The organism is Kluyvera huaxiensis, from assembly GCF_040149365.1.
GTDB classification, from domain to species: Bacteria; Pseudomonadota; Gammaproteobacteria; order Enterobacterales; family Enterobacteriaceae; genus Kluyvera; species Kluyvera intermedia_A.
Map to the genome: position 1 here is coordinate 112,791 of NZ_JBEFLV010000008.1, position 21,570 is coordinate 134,360.

20 protein-coding genes and 3 tRNA genes are annotated in these 21,570 nt (G+C 54.7%); 10 read left to right on the plus strand and 13 right to left on the minus strand.

What is annotated here, in order from left to right; translation table 11 throughout:
* Window positions 1-18: 18 nt before the first annotated feature.
* The 6 genes from ABOC97_RS10540 to syd all read right to left on the minus strand — a co-directional run bounded on the left by ABOC97_RS10540 (window position 19) and on the right by syd (window position 5,548).
* Entirely contained in the window at window positions 19-1,158 is a 1,140-nt protein-coding gene (locus tag ABOC97_RS10540) for a glycerate kinase (protein ID WP_349597232.1), read from the minus strand.
* 87 nt (window positions 1,159-1,245) lie between these two features.
* Entirely contained in the window at window positions 1,246-2,586 is a 1,341-nt protein-coding gene (gene gudD / locus ABOC97_RS10545; protein ID WP_349597235.1) for a glucarate dehydratase, read from the minus strand.
* Window positions 2,587-2,796: 210 nt separating this feature from the next.
* Window positions 2,797-3,240, minus strand: a complete 444-nt coding sequence (locus tag ABOC97_RS10550; RefSeq protein ID WP_349597238.1) for a flavodoxin — start codon at window positions 3,238-3,240, stop codon at window positions 2,797-2,799.
* 15 nt (window positions 3,241-3,255) lie between these two features.
* Entirely contained in the window at window positions 3,256-4,038 is a 783-nt protein-coding gene (gene truC / locus ABOC97_RS10555; RefSeq protein ID WP_234505361.1) for a tRNA pseudouridine(65) synthase TruC, read from the minus strand.
* Window positions 4,038-4,367, minus strand: coding sequence for a YqcC family protein (locus tag ABOC97_RS10560; protein WP_349597242.1), 330 nt, complete (start codon window positions 4,365-4,367; stop codon window positions 4,038-4,040). The genes truC and ABOC97_RS10560 overlap by 1 nt, the downstream gene beginning before the upstream one ends.
* A gap of 635 nt (window positions 4,368-5,002) precedes the next feature.
* Window positions 5,003-5,548 (minus strand): SecY-interacting protein, encoded by a 546-nt coding sequence (gene syd, locus ABOC97_RS10565; protein ID WP_349597244.1) that lies wholly within the window; start codon window positions 5,546-5,548, stop codon window positions 5,003-5,005.
* A gap of 69 nt (window positions 5,549-5,617) precedes the next feature.
* Between syd and queF the strand changes: the two genes are divergently transcribed.
* The 5 genes from queF (at window position 5,618) to xni (ending at window position 12,022) form a co-directional block, all read left to right on the plus strand.
* On the plus strand, window positions 5,618-6,463 hold the full coding sequence (gene queF, locus ABOC97_RS10570; protein WP_349597247.1) for an NADPH-dependent 7-cyano-7-deazaguanine reductase QueF: 846 nt from the start codon (window positions 5,618-5,620) through the stop codon (window positions 6,461-6,463).
* Window positions 6,464-6,579: 116 nt separating this feature from the next.
* Window positions 6,580-7,944, plus strand: coding sequence for a nucleotide 5'-monophosphate nucleosidase PpnN (gene ppnN / locus ABOC97_RS10575; protein ID WP_349597250.1), 1,365 nt, complete (start codon window positions 6,580-6,582; stop codon window positions 7,942-7,944).
* Between the two features lie 502 nt (window positions 7,945-8,446).
* Window positions 8,447-9,736: an HAAAP family serine/threonine permease gene (locus ABOC97_RS10580; RefSeq protein ID WP_234505370.1), complete on the plus strand. Its 1,290-nt coding sequence runs from the start codon at window positions 8,447-8,449 to the stop codon at window positions 9,734-9,736.
* 50 nt (window positions 9,737-9,786) lie between these two features.
* Complete coding sequence (locus ABOC97_RS10585; RefSeq protein WP_349597253.1) at window positions 9,787-11,151, plus strand: L-serine ammonia-lyase; 1,365 nt, start codon at window positions 9,787-9,789, stop codon at window positions 11,149-11,151.
* 115 nt (window positions 11,152-11,266) lie between these two features.
* Complete coding sequence (xni, locus tag ABOC97_RS10590; RefSeq protein ID WP_349597256.1) at window positions 11,267-12,022, plus strand: flap endonuclease Xni; 756 nt, start codon at window positions 11,267-11,269, stop codon at window positions 12,020-12,022.
* 133 nt (window positions 12,023-12,155) lie between these two features.
* On the opposite strand, the gene rlmM is transcribed toward xni, so the two are convergent.
* Genes rlmM through gcvA form a run of 3 tightly spaced genes read right to left on the minus strand, consistent with a single transcriptional unit; the run spans window position 12,156 to window position 14,581 of the window.
* Entirely contained in the window at window positions 12,156-13,256 is a 1,101-nt protein-coding gene (gene rlmM / locus ABOC97_RS10595) for a 23S rRNA (cytidine(2498)-2'-O)-methyltransferase RlmM (RefSeq protein WP_234505376.1), read from the minus strand.
* On the minus strand, window positions 13,249-13,644 hold the full coding sequence (locus tag ABOC97_RS10600; protein ID WP_234505378.1) for a DUF423 domain-containing protein: 396 nt from the start codon (window positions 13,642-13,644) through the stop codon (window positions 13,249-13,251). The genes rlmM and ABOC97_RS10600 overlap by 8 nt, the downstream gene beginning before the upstream one ends.
* Before the next feature lie 19 nt (window positions 13,645-13,663).
* A complete protein-coding gene (gene gcvA, locus ABOC97_RS10605; protein WP_234505381.1) occupies window positions 13,664-14,581 on the minus strand; it encodes a glycine cleavage system transcriptional regulator GcvA in 918 nt (305 codons plus the stop codon).
* A gap of 420 nt (window positions 14,582-15,001) precedes the next feature.
* Here gcvA and csdA point away from each other — a divergent pair, with 420 nt between their 5' ends.
* A complete protein-coding gene (gene csdA / locus ABOC97_RS10610; protein WP_349597261.1) occupies window positions 15,002-16,207 on the plus strand; it encodes a cysteine desulfurase CsdA in 1,206 nt (401 codons plus the stop codon).
* Window positions 16,207-16,656 (plus strand): cysteine desulfurase sulfur acceptor subunit CsdE, encoded by a 450-nt coding sequence (gene csdE, locus ABOC97_RS10615; RefSeq protein ID WP_349597264.1) that lies wholly within the window; start codon window positions 16,207-16,209, stop codon window positions 16,654-16,656. Before csdA ends, csdE begins: the two co-directional genes overlap by 1 nt.
* On the opposite strand, the gene tcdA is transcribed toward csdE, so the two are convergent.
* Together tcdA and mltA are read right to left on the minus strand one after the other, a co-directional pair.
* Window positions 16,641-17,450 carry a tRNA cyclic N6-threonylcarbamoyladenosine(37) synthase TcdA gene (gene tcdA, locus ABOC97_RS10620; RefSeq protein WP_349597267.1) on the minus strand — a complete coding sequence of 270 codons (810 nt, stop codon included), beginning with the start codon at window positions 17,448-17,450 and terminating at the stop codon, window positions 16,641-16,643. The two genes, csdE and tcdA, sit on opposite strands and share 16 nt — an antisense overlap.
* 70 nt (window positions 17,451-17,520) lie before the next feature.
* Entirely contained in the window at window positions 17,521-18,618 is a 1,098-nt protein-coding gene (mltA, locus tag ABOC97_RS10625; RefSeq protein WP_349597270.1) for a murein transglycosylase A, read from the minus strand.
* Between the two features lie 210 nt (window positions 18,619-18,828).
* Between mltA and ABOC97_RS10630 the strand changes: the two genes are divergently transcribed.
* From ABOC97_RS10630 to ABOC97_RS10640, 3 genes are all read left to right on the plus strand, one after another.
* Window positions 18,829-18,905, plus strand: a tRNA-Met gene (locus ABOC97_RS10630).
* Window positions 18,906-18,960: 55 nt separating this feature from the next.
* Window positions 18,961-19,037 (plus strand) — tRNA-Met (locus ABOC97_RS10635).
* A 45-nt stretch (window positions 19,038-19,082) separates the two neighbouring features.
* Window positions 19,083-19,159, plus strand: a tRNA-Met gene (locus tag ABOC97_RS10640).
* Between the two features lie 83 nt (window positions 19,160-19,242).
* Here the strand turns inward: ABOC97_RS10640 and ABOC97_RS10645 are convergent.
* Together ABOC97_RS10645 and ABOC97_RS10650 are read right to left on the minus strand one after the other, a co-directional pair.
* A complete protein-coding gene (locus ABOC97_RS10645) occupies window positions 19,243-20,760 on the minus strand; it encodes a cobyric acid synthase (protein ID WP_349597272.1) in 1,518 nt (505 codons plus the stop codon).
* Complete coding sequence (locus tag ABOC97_RS10650; protein ID WP_349597275.1) at window positions 20,757-21,563, minus strand: energy-coupling factor ABC transporter ATP-binding protein; 807 nt, start codon at window positions 21,561-21,563, stop codon at window positions 20,757-20,759. Before ABOC97_RS10650 ends, ABOC97_RS10645 begins: the two co-directional genes overlap by 4 nt.
* Window positions 21,564-21,570 lie beyond the last annotated feature (7 nt).

Consider the following 21,570-nt stretch of genomic DNA (forward strand, 5'->3'; position numbering starts at 1 on the left):
CCGTCCGGCCAGAAAATCCTACAGCGTTTGCCCTATCTTCACCACCGCAGCAATATTGCGTGCTGCCATACGCACGTTGTCCCCCGCCTGGGCTAAGGCGTCATTTAGCGAACAAATGCGATAGAGAACGCTAAACACCGCATCCACCCCATGCTGATGCACTACACCAACATCTGCCGTCAGGCTGCCGGCAATACCGATGACGGGAATGTGATAGCGTTTGGCGACTCGCGCCACGCCCACCGGCACTTTACCGTGAATCGTCTGGCTATCCATCCGACCTTCACCGGTTATTACCAGAGAGGCATCCGCCACCAGCGCATCCAGATGCAGCGCTTCGGTCACGATATCAATACCCGGTCGCAGCGTTGCCCCGCAGAAGGCGTACAGCGCCGCGCCCATTCCGCCTGCCGCGCCGCCGCCTTCCAGCGTCAGCACATTAATCGCTAAATCCTGCTCAATACGCCGGGCATAATGCGCCAGCGCGCCGTCAAGCTGCACGACCATTTCCGCCGTCGCCCCTTTCTGCGGAGCAAACACCGCCGACGCGCCTTCCGCGCCGGTTAGCGGATTTGTCACATCGCAGGCCACATCAATCTGGCAGTGCGCCAGACGGCTATCCAGCTCGCTGATATCAATCTTTGCCAGCGTTTCCAGTCCAGCCCCGCCGTACGGGATTTGCTGATTATCTGCCGTCAGCAGTTTTGCCCCCAGCGCCTGAACCATCCCCGCCCCACCATCATTGGTAGCACTGCCGCCCAAACCGATGATTATGCGCTTCACGCCCAGATCGAGCGCATGATGAATCAGCTCCCCCGTGCCCCATGAGGTGGTTTTTAGAGGGTTACGTTGCTCCGGGGATAAGAGTTCCAGCCCACTTGCCGCCGCCATTTCAATAAACGCACACCGTTCGTCGCCCGACACACCGTAAAACCCAGCCACAGGTTCCCCCAACGGGCCGGTCACATTAACCGAAATCACCCGCCCCTGGGTCGCCGCGACCATTGCATCTACCGTTCCTTCGCCGCCATCGGCTACCGGCAGTTTTACATACTCGGCATCGGGATAAATCTCCCGAAACCCTGATTCAATGGCGCTGGCGACATCAGCCGCGCTCAGGCTTTCCTTGTAAGAATCCGGGGCAATAACAATTTTCATAGGCTGTCCTTAAGCGGGTTGGCGGCAGAGTTCTGCACACCATGATGTGCAGAACTCTGCCGGCTCCTTGCGGAACCGGCATTAATTTTAGCGCACCATGCACGGACGTTTATTGTCAAACGTCCAGTTTGGGATCAGATACTGCATACTCATCGCATCGTCACGCGCACCAAGACCATATTTTTTATACAGTTCATTGGCTAGCATAAGCTGGTCCATATCCAGTTCCACACCCAACCCCGGTTTATTCGGCACCTGCACCATCCCACCTTTAATCTCGAACGGTTCTTTGGTCAGGCGTTGATTACCCTCCTGCCAAATCCAGTGGGTATCGATAGCGGTGATTTTACCCGGTGCGGCGGCCGCAACGTGAGTGAACATCGCCAGCGAAATATCAAAGTGGTTGTTGGAGTGAGAGCCCCAGGTCAGACCAAATTCATGACACATTTGCGCCACGCGAACGGAACCCTGCATCGTCCAGAAGTGCGGATCGGCCAGCGGAATATCCACCGACTGTAGCGCCAGCGTATGTCCCATCTGACGCCAGTCGGTAGCAATCATATTCGTTGCGGTCGGCAGCCCTGTCGCCCGGCGGAATTCCGCCATCACTTCACGCCCGGAGAAGCCTTGCTCTGCGCCGCACGGATCTTCCGCATAGGCCAACGATCCTTTCAGGTATTTGCCGATTTTGATCGCCTCATCCAGCGACCACGCACCGTTTGGATCAAGCGTAACTCGGGCTTGAGGGAAGCGTTTCGCCAACGCCACAATAGACTCGGCCTCTTCATCTCCGGCCAGAACCCCACCTTTGAGTTTGAAATCGTTGAAGCCATATTTTTCATATGCCGCTTCCGCCAGACGTACCACCGCATCCGGCGTCATTGCCTCTTCGTGACGCAGACGATACCAGTCGCAGCTCTCATTAGGTTGACTCTGATATGGCAGCGGCGTCGCCTGGCGATTACCCACGAAGAACAAGTAACCCAACATTTCGACCTCACTGCGCTGCTGGCCTTCGCCCAGCAAAGAAGCCACGTTCACGCCCAGATGCTGCCCCAGCAGATCGAGCATAGCCGCTTCAATACCGGTCACTACGTGAATCGTGGTACGCAGGTCGAACGTTTGCAGCCCGCGACCGCTGGCATCTCTGTCGGCAAACGCCGTGCGTATCGTATTCAGCACGTTTTTATAATGACCGAGCGATTTTCCGACCACAAAGGGAACGGCCTCTTCAAGCGTGGCGCGTATTTTCTCTCCGCCGGGAATTTCCCCCACGCCCGTATGACCCGCATTATCTTTAATAATCACAATATTACGGGTGAAAAAAGGCGCATGGGCTCCGCTTAAGTTCATCAGCATACTGTCACGTCCGGCGACCGGAATAACCTGCATGGCCGTCACGACGGGCGTTGAAGAGTGAATAGTCATCGCGTGATCCTTATTAACTGAAACGATTGCCGCAGGCGGGCGAACGTCTTCAGTGCCCTGGCCCGTCGGCTAGAAGCAGTATAAGAAGCAATGGAGGGCAGCTCATCGTGCACATGCACAATATTGAAAGAGATTATTGTTGATGGATGTGGCTAACAAACAAATAGCAACCGGTACAAACCTGTTGTACCGGTGACAGGCGGATAATTTTTATTTAAGCAATGTTGCCCACTGCTCAACCCACGGATTAGAGACGCTTTCCGGTTCCGGGTCTTCAGAGGCGTCAATCATCAGCATATCGCCAATGCGCTGCGCGCTCTGTTCTTGTAGCAGCGCATCAAATCGTTTACCGCCGCCGCAGAAATTAGCGTAGGAACTGTCTCCCAGTGCAATAATGCCGTAGCGCAGATGCGGCTGGTACATATCCTGGAGGTCGTTAAACAGCGGCACTATGCTGTCAGGTAAATCGCCCTGTCCGGTTGTAGAGGTCACAACCAGAACGTACTTCCCGGTGTAACTTTCCCAATCAGCCACCATAGGGTCTTCAAAGACCTTTGCCTGATGGCCCAGACCGGTAAGGATGGTTTCCGCTTCTTCCGCCACCAGTAGCGAATTACCGTACATGGTGCCTACAAAAATCCCGACTTCTGCCATGATTTAACTCCCTGTTTACTTCTGGATAGCTTCATCCTGACCGCAGTCGGCGACAAACTCAACCCTTTCATTCTCAGGGAGAAGTCCGCGCCAGCCGAAATGTGATAAAGCCTGCATCCAGACATCATCCAGCCCGGCACGAATGACCAACGGTTCGCCGGTAAACGGATGGGTTAGCGACAGCTGGCTAGCATGCAGCATCAGTCGATTACAGCCAAAATGCTCAAGTGCACTGCGGTTTTGGCGCAAATCACCGTGCTTGCTGTCGCCGATCATTGGGTGACGAAGATGAGACATATGGCGGCGCAGCTGATGCTTACGGCCCGTTTTCGGATCCAGCTCCACCAGCCCATAGCGCGTGGTCGGATAACGTCCGGTGGCCACCGGCATTTCGACCGTCGCCAGGCCGCGATAGTGGGTCACCGCGGGCTGCGGATCTTTATTCTCGCGAGCAAACTTATCGGCGATTTTATCCAGCTCTTCCACTAACGGGTAGTCGAGCACGGCTTCATCGGTCAGCCAGCCACGTACAATCGCGTGATAGCGCTTTTGAATCAGATGCTGCTCAAACTGCTGGGACAAACGGCGGCCCGCTTCGCTGGAAAGCCCCATCAGCAGTACGCCGGAAGTGGGCCTGTCGAGCCGATGGGCGGTAAAGACATGCTGACCAATTTGATCGCGCACGGTCTGCATCACCACCACTTTCTCATCGCGATCGAGCCAGCTGCGATGAACCAACCAACCGGAAGGCTTGTTGACTGCTACCAGCCATTCATCCTGATAAATAATTTCCAGCATCAGCTCGCGTCGCCCGCGAAGAAGGTATCCAGTTCACTCAGCGGAGGCAGGATAATCTCGCGCAGCGGATGAGCAGCGTCGAGCGCCATTTCATAGTATGGCGCGATGGCAAAATCTTTCGGCAGCGGCATTCCGCTATCCAGCAACTGATGCATACGCGGGATCAGTACCCATTGCAGCCACTCGAGCGGCTCCAGCGTATCCATGCAAAAAGGTTGATCGCTGGCGAAAGCGCTGTCATGCGGCGCGGTTTCTTGCCAGTGCTGATGCTGACGAAGCAGGGTTTCAATAAGCAGGAGTTGGTCGCGTAGGCTGTCGTGGCGTGTCATGGAAACCTCAGAGGAAACAAAATCGGGCGCAGGATACCATTAGTGGCTGGCGAGGAACAAAAAAAAGGGAGCACTGTAAAAACAGTGCTCCCGGTTCGTTTCGCAGCAATCCAGCTACTTTTGGTGCTCCCTGCTCGTCCGTGACAACTTTTCCTATGGTCTCCTGACCTGTTCGTCCATAAACGGCTGCTTCCTGCATCACACCACCCCGATGTGATTTCACCCAATCCTTGAGTGTGTCCCGATCTTCCTGATCCACCAGATATCCTGTCTGGCTCTCATTCTCCGTCCTGGAGGTGTCCTTTAACGCGTTCCTGCGTGATCCTGCGCTTCATCCTGAAGCCTTTCCTTGTATCACCTTCCCGGTGTGTCCTATGAAGTGTCATCATCCTGATGTTCACTTCATTGTGCGACTCCCTGTCGACGTAGATAGAATCCCCTATTCCGCCTCGTCTTACAAGTGGCTCTCAGGAAAACACTTAAGGCTTACACGATAAGAAATCAGCAAAATAAAACGCTAGCCTGTTGATATATAAAAAATTAAGCAAACTTAAGGGATGAGTATCCTACTCACATTCTGGCGATCTCTTACAATGCGTGTAAGAGATCTCTCACAAAGTGATGGGCAAACTGTCTTACAGAATTGGATGAAGTTGAGTCAGGAAACTCGCAAGGGAGGAGGCTAGCGGCAGGCGTTTACGCGTTCCGAGGGTCTCTTTGACCACTTCGCCGGTCACGTTACACACGGAAATCACGTCCAGTTCACTGTCCAGCGTCGCAATAAATAGAGTTGGTGAAAGCTTCAGACGTTTCTGCGTAACCAGATGACCAATCAGGTTTTCCTGTACACGTAAGAAATCGTCGGGGCTCCATGCCTGCAGCAACGTTAGGGTTTCCCCCATGAACAGCGCTTGCATATCACCCGCATACTGGGTGGTATAATAACTGTGAATGGGTTGTTGTACCACGATACCCATAGCTCGCTCAACGCCATTTACATTTTGCTCGCCGTCGAACGGCTGCGGCTGCCAGAATACTGCGTCATCAGTGGTCGATACCTGACACGGCGACGGGATGCCATAGAGCTCCTCGCTGCGTGGCAGGCTATTGTGGTCGCGCTGCCACGCATCGCAATAGCGTTGGGTAAAGGCATGTAATGCTTCTGCAGTCTGCTGATCCACGAATTTCTCTCTTCAGGTTAGCCAGGATACACTAGATACCATAGTGTACCTGCTTTATAACGGTGAAACATGTCTTCTTATGAGAACCATCAGGCCCTCTCTGGCCTGACGCTGGGTAAAACCACAGATTACCGCGATGTCTATGACGCCAGCCTGCTTCAGGGCGTGCCGCGTAGCTTAAACCGCGATCCACTTGGCCTGCATGCCGACTCGCTGCCTTTCCATGGCGCCGATATCTGGACGTTGTACGAACTCTCCTGGCTCAACGCCAAAGGGTTGCCGCAGGTTGCCGTAGGCCACGTCGAGTTAAGCCATGAAACGGTGAATCTCGTCGAGTCAAAAAGCTTTAAGCTCTATCTCAACAGCTTTAACCAGACGCGCTTTGCCAACTGGGAAGCGGTACAGGAGACGCTGGAGCGCGATCTCAGCGCCTGCGCGCAGGGCAAAGTAACCGTCGCGCTGTATCGCCTCGACGAAGTCGAAGGCCAGCCAATTGCCCACTTCCACGGGAGCTGCATCGACAACCAGGACATTGAAATTGAGAGCTATCAATTCAATGCCGACTATCTCGACGGTGCCGCCGGTAAGAAAGTGGTGCAGGAAACGCTGGTCAGCCATCTGCTGAAATCCAACTGCCTGATAACCCACCAGCCAGACTGGGGTTCGGTGCAAATTCAGTATCGTGGTCCACAAATCGACCGCGAAAAGCTGCTGCGCTATTTAGTCTCTTTCCGCCACCACAACGAATTCCACGAACAGTGCGTCGAGCGCATCTTCAATGACATTCTGCGTTTCTGCGCGCCGGAAAGCCTAAGCGTTTATGCGCGCTACACCCGTCGCGGGGGGCTGGACATTAACCCGTGGCGTTCCAATACCGATTTCGTTCCGGCCATTGGACGTCTGGTACGCCAGTAATCTGAACAATTTCTCAATATTGCGCACATTGTTCCGCGCCTGAGGTTGTCGTAACCGGGCCTGCGAGGCTATTGTAATCATTAAGGAAGACGATTTTCGTCCCGTAAGGAGTTCCCTTGATTACACATATTAGCCCGCTAGGCTCGATGGATATGTTGTCACAGCTGGAAGTGGACATGCTTAAGCGCACGGCCAGCAGTGACTTGTACCAACTGTTCCGCAACTGTTCATTGGCCGTACTGAATTCAGGCAGCCTGACCGATAACAGCAAAGAGCTGCTATCCCGCTTTGAAAGTTTTGATATCAACGTGCTGCGCCGCGAGCGCGGCGTCAAACTTGAATTGATCAATCCGCCGGAAGAGGCTTTCGTTGACGGTCGCATCATTCGCTCGCTGCAGGCCAACCTGTTTGCCGTCCTGCGCGATATCCTGTTTGTTTACGGACAAATCCATAATTCTGTCCGTTTCCCGAATCTCGATTTAGAAAGCTCGACCCATATCACCAACCTCGTGTTCTCGATCCTGCGTAACGCCCGCGCGCTGCACGTTGGTGAAGCACCGAGCATGGTGGTGTGCTGGGGTGGCCACTCGATCAACGAAAACGAATACCTGTACGCCCGTCGCGTCGGGAATCAGCTAGGTTTACGTGAGCTAAATATCTGCACCGGCTGTGGTCCAGGAGCGATGGAAGCGCCAATGAAGGGAGCGGCGGTCGGCCACGCGCAGCAGCGCTACAAAGAAGGCCGTTTTATCGGCATGACCGAACCCTCCATCATTGCCGCTGAGCCGCCTAACCCGCTGGTAAACGAACTTATCATCATGCCAGACATCGAAAAGCGTCTGGAAGCGTTCGTACGTATTGCCCACGGTATTATCATCTTCCCAGGCGGCGTGGGCACGGCGGAGGAGCTGCTGTACCTGCTGGGTATTTTGATGAACCCGGCGAATAAAGACCAGGTACTGCCGCTCATTCTTACCGGCCCGAAAGAGAGCGCCGACTACTTCCGCGTACTGGATGAGTTCGTGGTACATACGCTGGGCGAAGGCGCACGTCGTCACTACAAAATCATCATTGATGATGAAGTGGAAGTGGCGCGGCAGATGAAAAAAGCCATGCCGCTGGTGAAAGAGAACCGCCGTGATACCGGGGATGCGTACAGTTTCAACTGGTCGATTCGGATTGCGCCCGATCTGCAGATGCCGTTTGAACCGTCGCACGAAAACATGGCAAATCTGAAGCTCTATCCAGACCAGCCGGTCGAAGTACTGGCCGCCGATCTGCGCCGCGCCTTCTCTGGTATTGTGGCAGGCAACGTAAAAGAGATGGGGATTCGTGCTATTGAAGAGTTCGGGCCTTATAAAATTCACGGCGATAAAGAGATGATGCGCCGGATGGACGAACTTTTGCAGGGCTTCGTAGCCCAGCACCGCATGAAATTACCGGGTTCCGCCTACATTCCTTGCTACGAAATCTGTGCCTAAGCAGCACGCTTAGCGTTTTTCACTCCCTTCCCGGCGATATTCTTCGCCGGGATTTCCAAAACATACCGAAAAAAATCCACTTTCATTCACCGTAGCCAATCGTTTGCGTACAATGACTCACCGCACATTATCAGTGATAGTTATGATTAGGCGCTAAAAAACGCCGCTTTCTCCATTTTTATCAGCAAAAACATCGTATTTACCCCCTTCCCCATTTACCGCTCATACTGCGAATGCTAGCCTTCGCGACCATAAATTTTCGTGTAAAAGCTAATCACAGGGTAAAGACCTGCAATAACTCACATCAAAAGTGGATTATTACATTTGCGATCATGATCACTGATACATTTACCAGTTAAATGTACATTTGCGCTCGCCAAAAACGGCGTTGGGTAAAAATCATAAAAAAACCAACGCATACGAAATTTAATATTGTGTTTATCGTTATTTTTATTTTATTTGACTAAAAAATTAGCACTTTTCCTTCCTCCAGGAGATACAGATGGAAAACACTCAAACCAGCACTATCGTCACAGCAGAATCTGCTAGCGGATGGCGCAAGACAGATACAATGTGGATGCTGGGTCTTTACGGCACTGCAATCGGTGCAGGCGTACTGTTCCTGCCGATTAACGCCGGCGTAGGCGGTATGATCCCGCTTATCATTATGGCTATCCTCGCGTTCCCGATGACCTTCTTTGCACACCGCGGTCTGACCCGCTTCGTGCTGTCCGGCAAAAACCCGGGCGAAGACATCACTGAAGTTGTTGAAGAACACTTCGGCGTTGGCGCAGGTAAACTGATTACCCTGCTCTACTTCTTCGCTATCTACCCAATTCTGTTGGTTTACAGCGTAGCAATCACCAATACCGTTGAAAGCTTCCTGGCGCACCAGCTGCATATGACGCCGCCACCACGTGCGCTTCTGTCGCTGATTCTGATCGTCGGCATGATGACCATCGTTCGCTTCGGTGAGCAGATGATTGTGAAAGCGATGAGCATTCTGGTATTCCCGTTTGTTATCGCACTGATGGTGCTGGCCCTGTACCTGATTCCTCAGTGGAGCGGTGCGGCGCTGGAAACGCTGTCCTTTAGCAGCGCAGCCTCTACCGGTAAAGGTCTGTGGATGACTCTGTGGCTAGCAATCCCAGTGATGGTGTTCTCCTTCAACCACTCACCAATCATCTCTTCCTTCGCGGTTGCTAAGCGTGAAGAGTACGGCCAGGGCGCAGAGAAAAAATGCTCCTCCATTCTGGCTCGCGCTCACATCATGATGGTACTGACCGTAATGTTCTTCGTCTTCAGCTGCGTACTGAGCCTGTCTCCAGCAGACCTGGCAGCGGCGAAAGAGCAGAACATCTCTATCCTGTCTTACCTGGCGAACCACTTTAACGCGCCGGTTATCGCATGGATGGCACCAATCATCGCGATTATCGCTATCACCAAATCCTTCCTCGGCCACTACCTGGGCGCTCGTGAAGGCTTTAACGGGATGGTTATCAAGTCTCTGCGTGGCAAAGGCAAAACTATCGAAATCAACAAGCTGAACAAAATCACTGCAGTGTTCATGCTGGTCACCACCTGGATCGTGGCGACGCTGAACCCAAGCATCCTCGGTATGATTGAGACCCTGGGCGGCCCAATCATCGCGATGATTCTGTTCCTGATGCCGATGTATGCAATTCAGAAAGTACCGGCAATGCGTAAATACAGCGGTCACATCAGCAACGTCTTCGTTGTCCTGATGGGTCTTATCGCTATCTCCGCAATCTCCTACTCTCTGTTTAGTTAATCCCCTGCGCCGCCCTCGGGCGGCGCACCTCGTTATACAATGGACGCCTCATGATTAGCGTATTCGATATTTTCAAAATCGGCATTGGTCCTTCCAGCTCACACACCGTCGGGCCAATGAAAGCAGGCAAACAATTCACGGACGACTTGATTGCGCGTGGGATCCTCACTGATATCACTCGCGTAGTCGTCGATGTTTACGGCTCACTCTCTTTGACCGGTAAAGGTCACCATACCGATATCGCCATCATTATGGGTCTGGCAGGAAACCTGCCGGATACGGTCGATATCGATGCCATCCCGGCGTTTATCCAGGATGTGAACACCCACGGTCGTCTGCTGCTGGCTAACGGTCAGCACGAAGTAGAATTCCCGGTTGACCAGTGCATGAACTTCCATACTGACAACCTGTCTCTGCACGAAAACGGCATGCGCATCACCGCGCTGGCGGGCGACAAAGCGGTTTACAGCAAAACCTATTATTCCATCGGCGGTGGCTTTATTGTCGATGAAGAGCACTTTGGTCAGCAGTCTGAAGCGCCGGTAGCCGTACCGTATCCGTACAAAAACGCCGCAGATCTGCAGCGCCATTGTCAGGAAACCGGGCTGTCGCTGTCTGGCCTGATGATGCAAAACGAACTCGCACTGCACAGCAAAGAAGAGCTGGAAAAGCACTTCGCCGACGTCTGGGCAGTGATGAAAGGGGGTATCGATCACGGTACCACCACCGAAGGCGTACTGCCGGGCAAACTGCGCGTACCGCGCCGTGCCGCCGCGCTGCGTCGTATGCTGGTTAGCCAGGACAAAGTGAACAGCGACCCGATGGCGGTGGTTGACTGGATCAACATGTTCGCGCTGGCGGTCAACGAAGAAAACGCCGCTGGCGGACGCGTTGTTACCGCACCAACCAACGGTGCCTGCGGTATCGTTCCAGCGGTACTGGCCTACTACGACAAGTTTATCCGTGAAGTGAATGCCAACTCACTGGCACGCTATATGCTGGTTGCCAGCGCTATTGGCTCACTGTACAAGATGAACGCCTCTATCTCTGGCGCAGAAGTCGGCTGTCAGGGTGAAGTCGGCGTCGCCTGCTCGATGGCTGCAGCCGGTCTGGCTGAGCTTCTGGGCGGCAGCCCGGCACAGGTCTGTATCGCTGCGGAAATTGGCATGGAACACAACCTCGGTCTGACCTGCGACCCGGTAGCCGGTCAGGTTCAGGTACCGTGTATCGAACGTAACGCGATCGCTTCCGTAAAAGCGGTGAACGCGGCACGTATGGCGCTGCGCCGCACCAGCGAGCCGCGCGTCTGCCTCGATAAAGTTATCGAAACCATGTACGAAACCGGCAAAGACATGAACGCTAAATACCGCGAAACATCTCGCGGCGGTTTAGCGATGAAAGTCTCCTGCGACTAAGTACTCCCCCAGAGGCCTCGTTTTGCGAGGCCTCTTCCCGTTTTATCCCCCATCAATAGCCTCACCAGGCCGTGAATGTTACCCTTAGCATCCGTTCAGTTAAGGAGAACACAGCGTGGCCGTTCATTTGCTCATCGTTGACGCGCTAAACTTAATCCGCCGTATTCACGCCGTCCAGGGTTCGCCCTGCGTGGAGACCTGCCAGCACGCGTTAGATCTGCTGATTGTTCACAGTCAGCCGACGCATGCGGTGGCGGTATTCGACGATGAAGCCCGCAACAGCGGCTGGCGACACCAGCGACTTCCGGACTATAAAGCTGGGCGCTCGCCCATGCCTGACGAGCTACATGCGGAAATGCCCGCCCTGCGCACGGCGTTCGAACAGCGCGGCGTGCAATGCTGGGTTTCAACCGGAAATGAAGCCGATGATTTAGCCGCCACGCTGGCGGTAAAGGTGACTCAAGCGGGGCATCAGGCAACCATCGTTTCCACTGACAAAGGCTACTGCCAACTACTGTCGCCCACGCTACAGATTCGCGACTATTTTCAAAAGCGCTGGCTGGATTCGCCGTTTATTGAGAAGGAATTTGGCGTGCTTGCGCAGCAGCTCCCCGACTTCTGGGGGCTGGCGGGAATAAGCAGTTCAAAAGTACCGGGCGTAGCAGGCATCGGTGCCAAAAGTGCCACCCAGCTGTTGGTGCAGTTTGGTACGCTGGAAGAACTGTATGCGCGTTTGGATGAGGTACCCGAGAAGTGGCGTAAGAAACTCGAAGAACATCGGGAAATGGCATTTTTATGCCGGGATATCGCCCGCCTGCAAACCGATTTACACATCGACGGCAATTTGCAGCAGCTGCGGCTGGCTCGCTAAACTCAAACACCTGATAAACAAAGCGCCATCAGATTAACTGATGGCGCTATGCGGTCGGATGGTGATGATAGCAACTATCAAGACGTACTCACCTAACATCGTCGCGTTAAGCGCAGCGACAATGCCAAACGAATTAACGCTCGTCGCGACGGCCGCCTACCGCCGCCCACAGGCGACGAACGTGAACGGTCACTTCTTCCCGGTCGTGATACAGCTGACGCGCCTGGATCTGCGCGTTAATGCCGTGCTCGTCAAGCTTTTCCTGGATGTATGCAAGGTTATGCGACAGTTCTTCATAACGCTTTTTCATCGGCAGCTTAAGGTTAAAGATGGTTTCACGGCACCAACCGTTGACCAGCCATTCAGCCATCAGCGCAGCCACTTTCGCTGGACGCTCAACCATATCGCACACCATCCACGAGATGTTGTTGCGGGTTGGACGGTAGCGGAAACCATCTTCACGCAGCCAGGTGACCTGCCCGGTGTCCATCAGGCTTTGCGCCATCGGGCCGTTATCGACGGAAGAGACCCACATGTTGCGTTTGACCAGCTGATAGGTCCAACCGCCAGGACAGGCACCCAGATCGACCGCGTACATCCCGTTAGCCAAACGCTCATCCCACTCATCGGCAGGAATAAAGACGTGGAACGCCTCTTCCAACTTGAGCGTCGAGCGGCTTGGCGCGTCGGATGGGAACTTCAGACGCGGGATCCCCATATAGAACGGCGAGTTGTTGGTGCTGTAGGAATAACCGGTGTAGCAGCAGCCCGGAGCAATAAAGAACACATGCACAACCGGGCGTTTTGTCGTCTCGTACGCGGCCAGCACCTTCACTTCACGCAGCGCTGAGCGCAGCGGCACGGTGAGCTTACGGCAGAACTTCATCAGCTCTTTGCTTTCGTTGGTGTCAGCCACTTCGACACGCAGATCGCCGCCCTTCTCCACCACGCCTTGCAGCATGCCGACGATAGGCGTCACGCGGTCTTCCGGCGGCAGATCTTTTAACAGCTCGCCCACCACAATCATCTGACGAGCAAACACCAGCGAACTGAACGGCAGTTCACGCGCCAGCTTGTCGGCATCGCCTTCCTGGTAGCATTCGAAAATCACGTAGCCCGAGTTATCTTTGACGCGCGCAAAGCCAAACACCTCACGACGCCCGGCTTTGTCGGTAATCTCCGCTGCGCACTCTTTCTCAAACCCAGGGCGGCAATACAGCGCAACCTTATTCATGAACAACACCCTTACGTTTAAGTCGAATAGCACCAATCAACATCAAAACCCAACCGGCGAGGAAGCTCACGCCACCAACCGGAGTAACAAACGCCCACAGGCGTAAATGAGAGAGCGCCAGGCAGTACAGGCTACCGCTAAACAGTACGGTACCCAGCGCCATAAACACGCTGCTCCAGTAGAACCAAATGCTAATGCGACGCTGCATAGCAACGGCAAGGCCAAAAATCGCCAGCGTGTGAAATGCCTGGTACTCCAGACCGGTCTGGATCCACCCCATCTCAACGACGCCTAACGTTTTGCTCAGCACGTGCGCGCCAAATGCGCCCAGAGCAACAAAAATAAAGCCACTGATTGCGGCGAATATCAGCATAAAACGGCTGGTCATGGTATTACCCTAAATTCATTTATTGATCGTAACGAAAACGAAAAGTTTCTTGCTCATGAGCCGCTTTCGACAGAATCCACTGACGAAAGGCCGCTATTTTACCCAGTTCTGCCTGACTGTCATGACAAACCAGATAAAAAGCATTTTTGCTAACGAGGACATCATTGAACGGGCATACCAGCCGGCCCGCTTCAATTTCAGATTGCGCCATGACGTTATTCGCCAGTGCAACGCCCTGTCCATGGATGGCAGCCTGTAGCACCATTGCGCTATGGCTGAAAATAGGTCCCTGCTGTACGTTGATGTGGGCAAGCCCGAGCTGGCGCGTATACGTTTGCCAGTCGCGGCGAGAAGCATCGTGCAGCAGCGTATGCTTCGCCAAATCAGCGGGCGTTTTCAACGCTTTTTCACCGGTGAGTAGCAGCGGAGAACAGACGGGGAGTAAATACTCTGCGTACAGTTTTTCCACTCGCAGCCCCGGCCAGTTGCCGCGGCCATAAAAAATGGCAACGTCGACATCGTCCGCGAGCTTGTCTTCCTGACGGTCAACGGCCTGGATTCTGACGTCAATTCCCGGATAAGCTGAGTTAAAGCTTGAGAGGCGCGGCACCAGCCACTGGATAGCAAAACTGGGTAATAAACTCACGGTCAACGCCCCTTTCGCGCTCCGTGCCTGTAGTTTACGCGTAGCCTCAGTTAATTGCGAAAAGATCTCTTTAATATCCTGAAAATAGCTCTGTCCCTCTTCCGTTAAAAGCAGGGATCGGTTACGCCGCCGAAACAGCTTTAACCCCAGAAAATCCTCAAGAGACTTGATTTGGTGGCTTACTGCGGCCTGCGTCACAAAAAGCTCATCGGCCGCGCGCGTGAAGCTTAAATGGCGTGCGGCTGCATCAAATACACGTAATGCATTAAGAGGTGGCAAACGCTTTGACATAGTCCCAGAACCCAATTGTTAATTGATTTTAACAAACAGGCAACACTAGTTAACCTATTAGTTTTTTTTATCTGAGACATTATAATTTGTCCGTTGAGCTTCTACCAGCAAATACCTATCATGGCGGCACTTCCTGAGCCGGAACGAAAAGCTTTTTTCGGAATGCGTGTTCTGAACTGCTTTTGGCTTACGGTTGTGATGTTGTGTTGTTGTGTTTGCAATTGGTCTGCAATTCAGATCACGGTAGCAAGGCTACCCTTTTTCACTTCCTGTACATTTACCCTGTCTGTCCATAGTGATTAATGTAGCACCGCCAACTTGCGGTGCTTTTTTTTGCCCCGATCTCTCCCCTCATTCATCGTCGAAGTTGAAAGCCAACGAAAATTGCGCGACGATCTCCTTATCGACATGAGGAATTCCATGAACGCGTTCTCCCCCGCGCAGTTTCGCGCACAGTTTCCCGCCCTGCACGATGCTGGGGTTTACCTTGATAGCGCTGCCACCGCGTTAAAACCGCAGGCGGTTATCGAGGCGACAAATCACTTTTACTCACTCAGCGCGGGTAACGTTCACCGCAGCCAGTTCGCCGAGGCGCAGCGCTTAACCGAGCGGTATGAAGCCGCGCGTGACCAGGTCGCACGTTTACTCAATGCACCGAGCGGGAAAGATATCGTCTGGACGCGCGGCACGACCGAAGCCATCAATATGGTGGCGCAGTGCTACGCCCGTCCGCGGCTACATCCGGGCGATGAGATTATCGTCAGCGTTGCCGAGCACCACGCTAACCTGGTTCCGTGGCTGATGGTCGCCGAGCAAACCGGGGCAAAAATCGTCCAGCTACCGCTCGGTGCGGACCATCTGCCTGACGTTGCGCAACTCACCACGCTGATAACCCCACGTAGCCGCATACTGGCGCTAGGACAAATGTCCAACGTCACCGGCGGATGTCCGGATCTGGATTATGCCATTACCCTTGCCCATCAGGCAGGCATGGTGGTCATGGTCGACGGTGCGCAGGGCGCGGTCCATTTCCCAGCGGACGTTCAGGCGCTGGATATCGATTTTTACGCTTTCTCCGGCCATAAACTCTATGGGCCAACCGGCATCGGCGCGCTGTACGGCAAAAGCGAACTGCTGGACGCCATGACCCCGTGGCTCGGCGGTGGGAAGATGATCAGTGAAGTGACGTTTGACGGTTTTACCACCCAGCCTGTGCCGTATCGCCTGGAGGCCGGTACGCCGAACGTGGCCGGAGTGATTGGCCTGAGCGCAGCGCTGGAATGGCTGGCGGAGATCGATATCCAGCAAGCCGAATCCTGGAGCCGGGGGCTGGCGACGCTGGCAGAAGACGAGCTGGCGAAACGCCCAGGCTTCCGTTCATTCCGCTGCCAGGACTCAAGCCTGCTGGCCTTCGATTTTGCCGGGGTACACCACAGCGATATGGTGACGCTACTAGCAGAATACGGTATTGCCCTGCGCGCCGGTCAACACTGCGCGCAGCCTCTGCTGGCGGCATTAGGCGTGAGCGGCACGCTGCGCGCCTCATTCGCACCTTATAATACGCAGGACGATGTCTACGCGCTGGTCAACGCCGTCGACCGTGCGCTCGAACTTCTGGTGGATTGATGACAACAACGTTAAAAGCCGAACATCCGTTTGGCACCGTGATAACGCCTGAAGCGTTGCGCCAACAGTTTGCCGCGCTTTCGCAATGGGAAGATAAATACCGCCAGCTAATCCTGCTCGGTAAAAAGTTGCCGTCGCTGACGGATGAGCTTAAAGCACAGGCGCAGGAAATTCCGGGCTGTGAAAACCGCGTCTGGCTGGGGTATACGCTGGAAGCAAACGGTGCGCTGCACTTCTTTGGCGATAGCGAAGGAAGGATTGTCCGCGGACTGCTGGCGGTGCTACTGACCGCGGTGGAAGGCAAGCAACCAGCGGAGATTCTGGCAGCCGAACCGCTGGCGCTGTTTGATGAGCTGGGGCTTCGCGGTCAGCTTAGCGCCTCGCGCAGTCAGGGCCTGGCGGCCCTGAGCGAAGCAATGACGGAAGCTGCCCGTCAGGCGCTGGCCTGACGATCCGCTTTTGCCAGCATCTTTTTCAATGCATGGGATACCGCGACAAAACCGAAAGTCGCGGTGACCATCGTCGCCGCACCAAAACCAGACGCACAGTCCATACGTTTCGGCCCTTCAGCCGTACTCTTCATCGCGCACACCGAACCGTCAGATTGCGGATACACCAGCGCTTCAGTGGAAAATACACAATCCACGCCCAGCTTACCTTTGCTGTTCTTCACCACGCCGAAGTCGCTTTTCAGTCGCTCGCGCAGCTTCGCCGCTAACGGGTCCTGAATGGTCTTCGCCAGGTCACTGACCTGAATCTGCGTCGGATCAATTTGCCCCCCCGCGCCGCCGGTAGTAATCAACGGCACTTTATAGCGACGGCAGTAGGCAATCAGCGCCGCTTTCGGACGCACGCTATCAATTGCATCAACCACATAGCTGTAGCCGACACCCATATATTCAGCCACGTTATCAGGCGTAACGAAATCGTCGATCACCGTGACGCGGCATTCAGGGTTGATCAGTCGGATACGATCCGCCATCACCTCGGCTTTCGCTAACCCGACGTTGCCGCCCAAGGCATGAACCTGGCGGTTGGTATTGGTGACACACACGTCGTCCATATCAATCAGCGTGATTGCACCGATACCGGTACGCGCCAGCGCTTCCGCCGCCCAACTGCCGACGCCGCCAATTCCTACCACGCAAACATGCGCCTCGGCAAAAACCTGGAGAGCTTTTTCACCGTATAAACGCGCCGTGCCGCCAAAACGCTGACGCCAGGCGTCACTGATAACAGACATAACACCTCAAATTCTTCATTTATAGCTCCCCGGCGTCGGCATCAATGCCTCAGCCGGGGAAATCACGGACTTAGCCGCTAAAAACATTACCCGCGTTGCCGGCTGATTTCAGCACCCACACGCGTCCGTAGTGATTATACCAGCCCGCGCGATGCCCGGCATCCGCACCGATACCCTGGTAGATATCAAAGTGCTGGCCCTTAATCGCACCGCCCACGTCCAGTGCCACCATCAGGCGAAGTTCATACTGGCCGTTAAACTTACCGTTATTATCCAACTGCGGCACTTCCGCTAACAGCGTGGTCCCCGGTGGGATAATGCTGCGGTCGGAAGCCACCGACGCGCGGCCAATCAGCGGCACCGCACTGGCGCCTTTAACCGGCGCGAAAGACTGCGGTTTAAAGAAGACGAATGACGGGTTCTGCTCCAGCAGCTCACGGACTTCCGCTTCGCTGTGGGTTTCGCCCCAGTGGCGAATCGCCTGCATCGACATATCTTCACGCTTCACTTCGCCGCGATCGATAAGCACTTTACCGATGCTTTTATATGCCCAACCGTTTTTCCCGGCATAGCTAAAGAAGTTCAGCGGTGAACCATCACCAAAATCAATGTATCCACTGCCCTGCACATCCATGATGAAGTTATCCATCAGCGAGTTGCTGTAGGCCAGCACGTAGTTATCGCTCAGCTCACCGGCATAAATCCCGGCTCGAGATGGCAGCTTGCCGCGCTTCGGCGGCATGCGGTAAAGCGGGTACTGGAATTCGCCCTGGCGGGTATGGCGCGCTTGCACAACCGGCGTGTAGTAGCCGGTGAACTGGACGTTACCGTAGTTATCGGTACCTTCCATCTGCCAGGCATCAAGGCCGTATTGGCGCATCGTGCGCGTGTCGCCACCGGCAAGCAGCCACTGCTGCACCGCGTTATAAAGGTTGCTCTGGTTGCCGTAAAGGCGCGGAGAGGCGTTACGAATCTGGTTCACCTGCTCGGCAAAGTCGCCCGCATTAATCGGCGCGCCGACTGCATCAGGTTGATTGACCAGTGAGAAAGGCTGGGTGAATTTCCCGTCTTTATACTGTTGACCGCGATCGGTCGGTTTTGACGAACAGGCTGCCAGCATCGCCAGCATCGCCCCTGTTGCTACATACTTAACCCAACGTCCTTTCATGGTGTCTTCTATTTTCCGCATAATCGAAAGTGCACGCTGAAGATAACAAACCGCCAGGGGTATTGAAATGCGATTACGCCCGCTTGCAATAATTTTGTACAAAAAATAAACCATTCGTGTCATAGACATAGGTGCTATAAAAAAATGAGTGATTTATCGCAAAAATGAGTTGCAACAAAAGCTCAGCAGAGTATAGTGCGCATCCACGGACGCGGGGTGGAGCAGCCTGGTAGCTCGTCGGGCTCATAACCCGAAGGTCGTCGGTTCAAATCCGGCCCCCGCAACCAATTAAAAGAAGTGAAAATCAGAAGCAACGTTACTCGATGGAAGAGTAATGACGGACGCGGGGTGGAGCAGCCTGGTAGCTCGTCGGGCTCATAACCCGAAGGTCGTCGGTTCAAATCCGGCCCCCGCAACCAATTACAATCTGATGCAAGTTTACTCGATGGAAGAGTAAAGACGGACGCGGGGTGGAGCAGCCTGGTAGCTCGTCGGGCTCATAACCCGAAGGTCGTCGGTTCAAATCCGGCCCCCGCAACCAATTAAAATGACACCCACTTGGGTGTTTTTTTTTGCCTGTAATAAACCGCTAGCGCCACTCCAGAGAATGGCGCGTCATCGCCGCTACGGCTCCTGATGTTCCCGCATAATCGTATAAATCTTTTCAATATCAATATGCTGGCGCATAGACTCCGCCAGGATATCAAACTGCTGCGCCTTGTAGTGCGCATAGTGGAAGTCGCTATCCAGCGCCGCTAGCCCTTTGCGTTCGCGCAGGCCGTTGACCAGCGCGCGGGTAAACGCATCGCTATCAAACAGGCCGTGGAGATAGGTGCCAAATACCAGGCCATTTTCACTGACTGCGCCATCTGCGGTGTACTGCCCATTCTTACAAAGCTGCATCAACGGGCGAACGCCGTCCAGCAGCGTCGTCTCCCCCATATGAATTTCATATCCGCATAGCGCCATCCCGGACGCAGCTGCCAGCCAGCCCGGCAGCGCATCAGCCAGCGTAGCCGTCGCCTGGGTGGTCGTTTTATGCGGTGCAAAGCGGGTCACGGTGTTGAGTAGGCCCAATCCAGGCAGCGTACCCAGCCCGGATTCCACCTCATCTATCAACGTATCGCCCAGCATTTGATAACCGCCGCAAATACCAAGAACCGGCACGCCCTGCCGCTGGGCCTGCAAAATACCGTGCGCTAATGCACTCTCCTGTAACCACAGCAGATCGCCGAGGGTATTTTTGCTGCCCGGCAGGATAATCATATCGGCCCCGGCCAGAGCGTCGGCGTGGCGGACATAGCGCACGCGAACATCCGGCTGCGCGGCTAAAGCGTTAAAATCGGTGAAATTGGAAATATGCGGCAGCTGCACCACGGCAATATCGACCTCACGCTGGCTTGCGCCACGGTATTTGCCTTTTTGCAGCGCCACGCCATCCTCATCTTCAAGGTCGACCTCCAGCCACGGCATCACCCCCAGCACCGGCACGCCGGTTAAGGCCTCTATTTGTTCGATGCCGGAATAGAGCAGCGCTACATCGCCGCGAAACTTATTGATGATAACGCCTTTTACCCGCGACTTTTCATGGTCGTGAAGCAGCGCCAGCGTGCCGTAGATGGATGCGAAAACACCGCCGCGATCGATATCCGCCACCAGAATCACCGGGCATTGCGCCATCTCGGCCATGCCCATATTGACGATATCGCGGTCGCGCAGGTTGATTTCCGCCGGGCTACCCGCCCCTTCCAGCACCAGCATATCGTACTCATGCGCCAGGCTTTGGTAGACCTCAAGGATCTGTTCACGCAGCCGCGGCTTATATTCGTGATAGCTGACGGCGTCCATGTTGGTGGCCACCTCGCCCATCAATACAATCTGCGCTTTACGGTCGCTGGTTGGTTTGAGCAGAATCGGGTTCATGCGCACATCAGGCGTAATTCCGGCGGCCTCGGCCTGAAAGATTTGCGCCCGCCCCATCTCTTTGCCATCCGGGGTAATTCCGGAGTTGAGCGCCATATTCTGCGATTTAAACGGCGCGGTGCGCAGACCATCCTGATAAAAAATCCGGCACAGCCCCGCCACCAGCATACTTTTGCCGACGTCGGATGCGGTGCCTTGCAACATAATGGCCTGGGTCATACGGTTCCTTTTTCACGCATACGGCGGAAAAAATCCGCCTCGGTTTTACACAGCGGCAGCCCAAGCTCCGCATGCAGCTTGACCAGCCACGGCTGGCTCAAGCCTGCCTGTTCAATCAACTCGCGCTGGGCAAAAACCTCGCCCGGCGTCCCCGCCGCCAGCACTTCGCCCCGACGCAGCACGTAGACCGCGTCGCTGACTTCATAAATCAAATCAATATCGTGGCTGGAAATTACCACATGATTGCCCTGCGCGACGATACGCTTGATGATGTCAATCATCTGCGTCCGCCCGGAAGGGTCCAGCCCGGCGGTCGGTTCATCAAGCAGCAGATAGCGCGCTCGCAGCACCAGCGCCCCGGCAATCGCCACGCGTTTTTTCTGCCCGTGGCTCAGGCATTGAATCGGCTGCTGGCGAAAATGCTGGGCATCGACCAGCGTCAAAGCATCATCGATGCGCCGCGCGATCTCATCCTCGGCCACGCCCAGATTGCGCAGGCTAAAGGCGATATCGCTATCAATATCAGTGTAAAAGATTTGCTGATCCGGGTCCTGAAACACCGTCGTCACCTGCTGACGTAGCGCCAGCAGCCCGCGTTTGCTGTAGTCCAACGGTTTTCCCTGCCACAGCACCGCACCCTGCTGCGGCCGCAGCAGCCCGCTGAGATTCATAAACAGCGTCGATTTCCCGCAGCCGTTGGCCCCCACCAGCCCGGTGACAGCCTGTTGGGAAAAATCCAGCGTCAGCCCTTTGAGCGTGGGTTCGTCCTGGTAACGAAACCAGAGATCGCGAGTCGCCAGCATGGTAGTC